Origin of the sequence: Microcystis sp. M_OC_Ca_00000000_C217Col, assembly GCF_007095585.1 — a bacterium.
Lineage (GTDB): Bacteria > Cyanobacteriota > Cyanobacteriia > Cyanobacteriales > Microcystaceae > Microcystis > Microcystis panniformis.
Window position 1 is genome coordinate 1 of record NZ_SFBV01000366.1, and the last position, 4786, is coordinate 4786.

The following is a 4786-nucleotide window of genomic DNA, read 5'->3' on the forward strand; positions in this document are numbered from 1 at the left end:
GAACTCGCCTTTTCTTTGATCCGCCTCAAGCCAGGAAAACACCCCGATTTTTCTAGGGGTCTAACGGCTATGCGCCTTATCCAGCAAGCCTTTTAGTCGCCTTGTCACCCCTTGAAGACTTTTAGACTTTTTGTCAATCAAAAAGTACCAGGCATGGGAGTGATCAGGGGGAAAATCCCTGGACTTTTTCCCTGAAAATTAGGTAATTGGCCACCTCAAAACTGATAAAACCCCACACCCCACACCCCACACCCTGCCACCAGGAAAAACTTTTTCAGCATACCCTACCTAGGGGTGCATCTGATTTTTGTCAATCTACCCAGTGGGGATTTTTCCAAGGAAACTATCTTCTAAAATTCGCGCTTAATGGCGATTTTTTCCTCAATCCCGCCGCAGATTAGCTTTTGCAGTGGGATGCTTAGATGCGGTTGTTCATACATTCGTACTAATTTAAGGATGACTGATCATTGTTGATTGTCGTTATTTGTGCACATCTGAGATGCTCCCAGAAAGTCCGGACAAGCTAAGAGAAGATGGCTCTTCGGTTTGTGTTATGCAATGGATGGGGGTTATAAGGGATGGAACCCTTATAGAGAAAGGCATTTAGCGATTTTTGTCAATTGTTTTTTATCTAGAGCGAACTAATCAATTAAAGAGCCGAGAAGATTTAGTTTCAATCTGGTCATGACAAAACTACCTGAAACTTCAGGAACTGTCCTTGCTATTATCTTTTTGGTTGTCAATCTTTCCCAACTGCTTCGGCAGTTTTTTTGGGCTTTTTTTGTCTTTCTGGCTTTTTTGCGAACAAATGAACTAAGATAGTCCTTCTCTTTAATAAAAATCATGTTTAAATTTGTTTTGCCTAAGTAAAACTTATCAATTGGGCGACAAATCAGTGGCATTCAATAGCATGATTTCTGGAGTGAATTTTTCAGCAGACCCTATCTGCAAGGAGAGAGTGAAACGGCTCTCTCCTTAATTATGGCTATTCGTCGTCGTCGCTGGCGCCAACTTGCTTGAGATGAATATGTTTTCTCCCCAAAGTAATTTCAAATTCATCTCCGGGTTTGAGTCCCATTTTTTTGGTGTAGGCCGAACCGATCAGGAGATTATTATTAGATTGGACACTGATCCGGTAGCTGGCCGAGCGCCCACCTCGTCCGTGACCATTGGCACTGCTATCTAAGTCAATTCCCTCGGCATCGATTAGAGCATTGAGAAATTTCATCATATTAACGCGTTCAATACCATTTTTTGTCATGGTATAGTAGCCGCATTCCCGGGCTTTTTCCTCTTTGCTGAGGTTGCCTAGCTGTTTAACTTTCTCAATTAGTTCGAGGCCAGTCAGGGGTTCTGGATTGGTAGTTGTGTTCATTTAAGTTCGCAGTAGATAAGTAACGGTTAGGGTCATCAAGGCTAGTCGAGGAGAATTGCTCCCCCTGACCAGAAACAATCGGGTTACGATTGATCTCTACACTTATCTTACACGGTATAAACTAAAAATTATCACTTGCTTGGGGAAATTGATTGTAATGGATTACACTCTATCTCTCGATCGAAATCTTAAGAGAATTTATCAATGTTGATCGAGATGCCGGGGTAAGGGAGGTTAGCCTTTCTCTCATCAATGAGAGCCGGGGTAGGATAGAGATCAAGAGGTAAAAATGAGGGATAATGAAGCTAACAACTAGGGGTCACTATAGTGTTAAAGCCTTGCTGGATCTTAGTTTACAACCGAGGGGGACTCCCGTATCGGTAAAATCGATCGCCCTGCGTCAAGATATCCCGGCTGCTTATCTAGAGAAATTGCTGATAGAAATGCGACGAGCGGGGTTAGTTCGTTCCTTTCGGGGATCGCAAGGGGGTTATCAGTTAGCTAGGCCGGCAAATCGTATCTCGTTGGGGCAAATTTTGGAGGCAGTGGGAGAGACGATCGAGCCATTATCAGGTTATCATCCCAGGGACGAACAGGCAGAAGATTGGGTGACATTTACTATCTGGAAACACCTCCACGAGAAATTAAAAGAGGCCCTGGGGAAGATTACCTTAGCGGATTTATACTACGATGCGCGTAGCTGGATCGCCGCTAGGGGAGAGGAAACCAGCTTTATTGTTTAGTAGTTTAGAAGTTATGACAGCAACAACACAAGCAAAGATTTATGGGGGAGGTTGTCACTGTGGAGCGATCCGTTTTCAAGTGGCGATCGAGCATGATCAAGCTCTAGACTGTAATTGTTCCATTTGTCAGAAAAAAGGCTTTTTGCATCTGATTGTTCCTTCAGCACAATTTACCCTCCTAAGCGGTGAAGATTTCTTAAGTACCTATACATTTAATACCCACACAGCCCAACATTATTTTTGTCGTGTTTGTGGTATCCATCCTTTCTATCGTCCCCGCTCCCATCCTGACGCTATAGATATAAACCTGCGCTGTTTGGATGGCAATGTCTTGGAAGATTTTCAGATCCAGTTCTTTGATGGAGCTAACTGGGAAGACAATATTGAGAAAATTCGGGATATCGATGGTAAAAGGGAGTAATTGTGAAGGAAACGGCAACGGCGATCATTTTAGTATTAGGGGCGGTTTTAGATTATCTGGTGGGCGATCCTTGGGGATGGATTCATCCAGTGCAGGTGATGGGGGCGATTATTGCTGTTGCCAGCAAAGTTATTCTTAATTGGACGCAGGAAAAAATTCGGCAACGTTTAGCGGGCATAATTCTGGGACTAGGTTTAATTATCTTGGCTGGGGTCTTAACTTGGCTAGGAATCCAATGGTTAGGTCAGGTCAATTTGCTGCTGAGTTGCCTAGTACAAGTGATTCTCTTGGCTAGTTGTTTAGCCGGTAGAAGTTTACGCAGGGCTGCCGAAACAGTCATCGCACCTTTACAAGCGGAAAATATCACCTTAGCTCGTTGCCAACTAAGTTTATACGTTGGTCGCGACACAGATAATCTCGGCCAGGAAGAAATCCTTCGCGCCCTATTAGAAACCGTCAGTGAAAATGGTGTGGATGGAGTTACTGCGCCGCTTTTTTATGCCCTTCTCGGTGCTTTTCTGGGGGTGGGACCGGTTCCCCTTGCTTGCGCTTATAAAGCCGCTAGTACCCTCGATTCGATGATTGGCTATCGTCGGCCGCCCTACACCCATATTGGCTGGTTTAGTGCTAAAAGCGAGGATGTTTTGACATGGCTACCCTGTCGTTTAACGGTCTTAACTCTCGCCCTAATTTCGGGCCGGCCGGGGCGGGTTTTAAGCATTTGTTGGCGCGATGCCCGTCGGGATCCTAGTCCTAATTCCGGTTGGAGTGAATGCGTCTATGGGGCGATTTTGGGGGTGCAATTGGGGGGGAAAAATCAATACCGGGGCCAGATTGTGGAAAAACCTTTATTGGGCGATAACCTCCACCCGATTACCGTCAAAACCGTCGAACAGGCTTGGCATTTAACTCGTACTTGTGTATTACTTTGGTTGGCGATCGCTGTTAGCTGCTTAGTTGCTAGAGATTTTGCTCAATTTTAGCGACCAGAGGCGACGGCTTTGACGGGATTGACGCTGCCAGTAACGGATAATCAGGGAGAAGGTCAAGAATAGGGATTGCAGTATCTGTATCTGTCCGCAGAGGCGTTGATAGTTTTGTCGGAGATGATAGGTTTTCGCCCCGGCGATGACAATATATTCGGGGGCGGGGTAAAAAATGTGGTGTAAACGTCGTTCCACCCGGTTTAAAATTTTGGTCACTCGCCCTAAAATCCGCCGCAATTGCCACAATTTCCAGACTAGAAAGCAATTAAATAAAGTTAAGCCTAGATTGAAGCCGAGGACAAAAAAGAACATGATCGAGGCGATGGTCGAGTTATGCCAATTTTAGCCTAGATTCCCCACTTCAAAGTGTAGGGGAGAGAAATCTAATACTAAATCCGTTGAGTAACGCACAGAAAACGGGTTTCTCGGAGAAACCCGTTTTCTACTCATGCAAAAGGCAAAGATTTAGCGTCCGAGGGCGTGTAATCCGTTAATCATTTCGGCACAGCGCTCGGTAACTGTCTGTAAAGCTTCTCTTTTGCTAGAAATCGGTGGCGGCAGCACCTCGCCGATGCGAATAGTTAAGGGGATACTATGGGGAAAAGAAGAACCTTTTTGAAAAATCTTTTCTGTCCCCCACAAACTGACGGGTAACAGGGGAACTCCCGCTTTAGCGGCAATCATCGCCGCGCCTAGTTTTGGTTGATGGATCAATCCGTCCTCGGTGCGGGTTCCCTCCAGAAACACTCCTACTGCCCAGCCCGCTGCTAAGGCTGCCATCGCCGCCCGAATTGCCCCGCGATCACCACTGCTGCGTTTGACGGGATAGGCCCCGTAAAGAGCGATCGCCTGTTTTAAAATCGGGATGGTAAATAATTCTTCTTTAGCCATATAAGCTACGGGACGACGCACGGCACAGGATAATAGAGGTGGATCGAAGTAACTGGCGTGATTGCAGACGATAATCAGAGGATGACGCCGGGGGACATTTTCCACTCCGTAAATGCGGCCGCGGAAATAGCCGTGTAGGGTTGGGCTAACGATCGACCATTTAAAGAGATGATATAAAACTAAACTGGCAAAAGGTTCTCGCTCTTGAGGCTGGTTCATCGGAAATTTTGGGTCTGAAACCCCGCCGTTCTACGGCGGCTTTACGTTAGAATTAAAAGGCCAGTCTCGAAAACCAAGTGGACGGCGCAGCACCTTGAAAACTCGGCTTAGGGGGTTCCGACCAGAAAAGCTTGGCCGGGTAAAAAGTCGC

Annotated in this window: 6 protein-coding genes and 2 pseudogenes; 4 read left to right on the forward strand and 4 right to left on the reverse strand. The window is 46.1% G+C overall.

Translation table 11 applies throughout. The annotated features are described in order from the left end of the window. Positions 1-60 precede the first annotated feature (60 nt). A pseudogene (locus EWV66_RS23890) lies at positions 61-250 on the reverse strand (hypothetical protein). A 410-nt stretch (positions 251-660) separates the two neighbouring features. Here EWV66_RS23890 and EWV66_RS23895 point away from each other — a divergent pair. Then, a pseudogene (locus EWV66_RS23895) lies at positions 661-822 on the forward strand (IS5/IS1182 family transposase); the annotation flags it as partial. Between the two features lie 163 nt (positions 823-985). Here the strand turns inward: EWV66_RS23895 and EWV66_RS23900 are convergent. Beyond that, positions 986-1375, reverse strand: coding sequence for an AbrB family transcriptional regulator (locus tag EWV66_RS23900; RefSeq protein ID WP_002737568.1), 390 nt, complete (start codon positions 1373-1375; stop codon positions 986-988). A 299-nt stretch (positions 1376-1674) separates the two neighbouring features. Here EWV66_RS23900 and EWV66_RS23905 point away from each other — a divergent pair, with 299 nt between their 5' ends. The 3 genes from EWV66_RS23905 to cbiB are packed head-to-tail and all read left to right on the forward strand — an operon-like array spanning position 1675 to position 3522. Further along, complete coding sequence (locus EWV66_RS23905) at positions 1675-2118, forward strand: Rrf2 family transcriptional regulator (RefSeq protein ID WP_002738021.1); 444 nt, start codon at positions 1675-1677, stop codon at positions 2116-2118. Continuing rightward, complete coding sequence (locus tag EWV66_RS23910; RefSeq protein ID WP_128575290.1) at positions 2066-2539, forward strand: GFA family protein; 474 nt, start codon at positions 2066-2068, stop codon at positions 2537-2539. The genes EWV66_RS23905 and EWV66_RS23910 overlap by 53 nt, the downstream gene beginning before the upstream one ends. 2 nt (positions 2540-2541) lie before the next feature. Further along, on the forward strand, positions 2542-3522 hold the full coding sequence (gene cbiB, locus EWV66_RS23915) for an adenosylcobinamide-phosphate synthase CbiB (RefSeq protein WP_072927630.1): 981 nt from the start codon (positions 2542-2544) through the stop codon (positions 3520-3522). Here cbiB and EWV66_RS23920 read toward each other — a convergent pair. Both EWV66_RS23920 and EWV66_RS23925 read right to left on the reverse strand, forming a co-directional pair. Continuing rightward, positions 3493-3837 carry a hypothetical protein gene (locus tag EWV66_RS23920; RefSeq protein ID WP_052278007.1) on the reverse strand — a complete coding sequence of 115 codons (345 nt, stop codon included), beginning with the start codon at positions 3835-3837 and terminating at the stop codon, positions 3493-3495. The genes cbiB and EWV66_RS23920 overlap by 30 nt on opposite strands. Positions 3838-3990: 153 nt before the next feature. After that, complete coding sequence (locus EWV66_RS23925; protein ID WP_052278008.1) at positions 3991-4635, reverse strand: lysophospholipid acyltransferase family protein; 645 nt, start codon at positions 4633-4635, stop codon at positions 3991-3993. Positions 4636-4786 lie beyond the last annotated feature (151 nt).

Excerpts from the sequence above, each read along its gene's own strand:
- EWV66_RS23900 (WP_002737568.1), bottom strand. The coding sequence starts at position 1,375 with ATGAACACAACTACCAATCCAGAACCCCTGACTGGCCTCGAACTAATT.
- EWV66_RS23905 (WP_002738021.1), top strand. The coding sequence starts at position 1,675 with ATGAAGCTAACAACTAGGGGTCACTATAGTGTTAAAGCCTTGCTGGAT.
- EWV66_RS23910 (WP_128575290.1), top strand. The coding sequence starts at position 2,066 with ATGCGCGTAGCTGGATCGCCGCTAGGGGAGAGGAAACCAGCTTTATTG.
- EWV66_RS23920 (WP_052278007.1), bottom strand. The coding sequence starts at position 3,837 with ATGTTCTTTTTTGTCCTCGGCTTCAATCTAGGCTTAACTTTATTTAAT.
- EWV66_RS23925 (WP_052278008.1), bottom strand. The coding sequence starts at position 4,635 with ATGAACCAGCCTCAAGAGCGAGAACCTTTTGCCAGTTTAGTTTTATAT.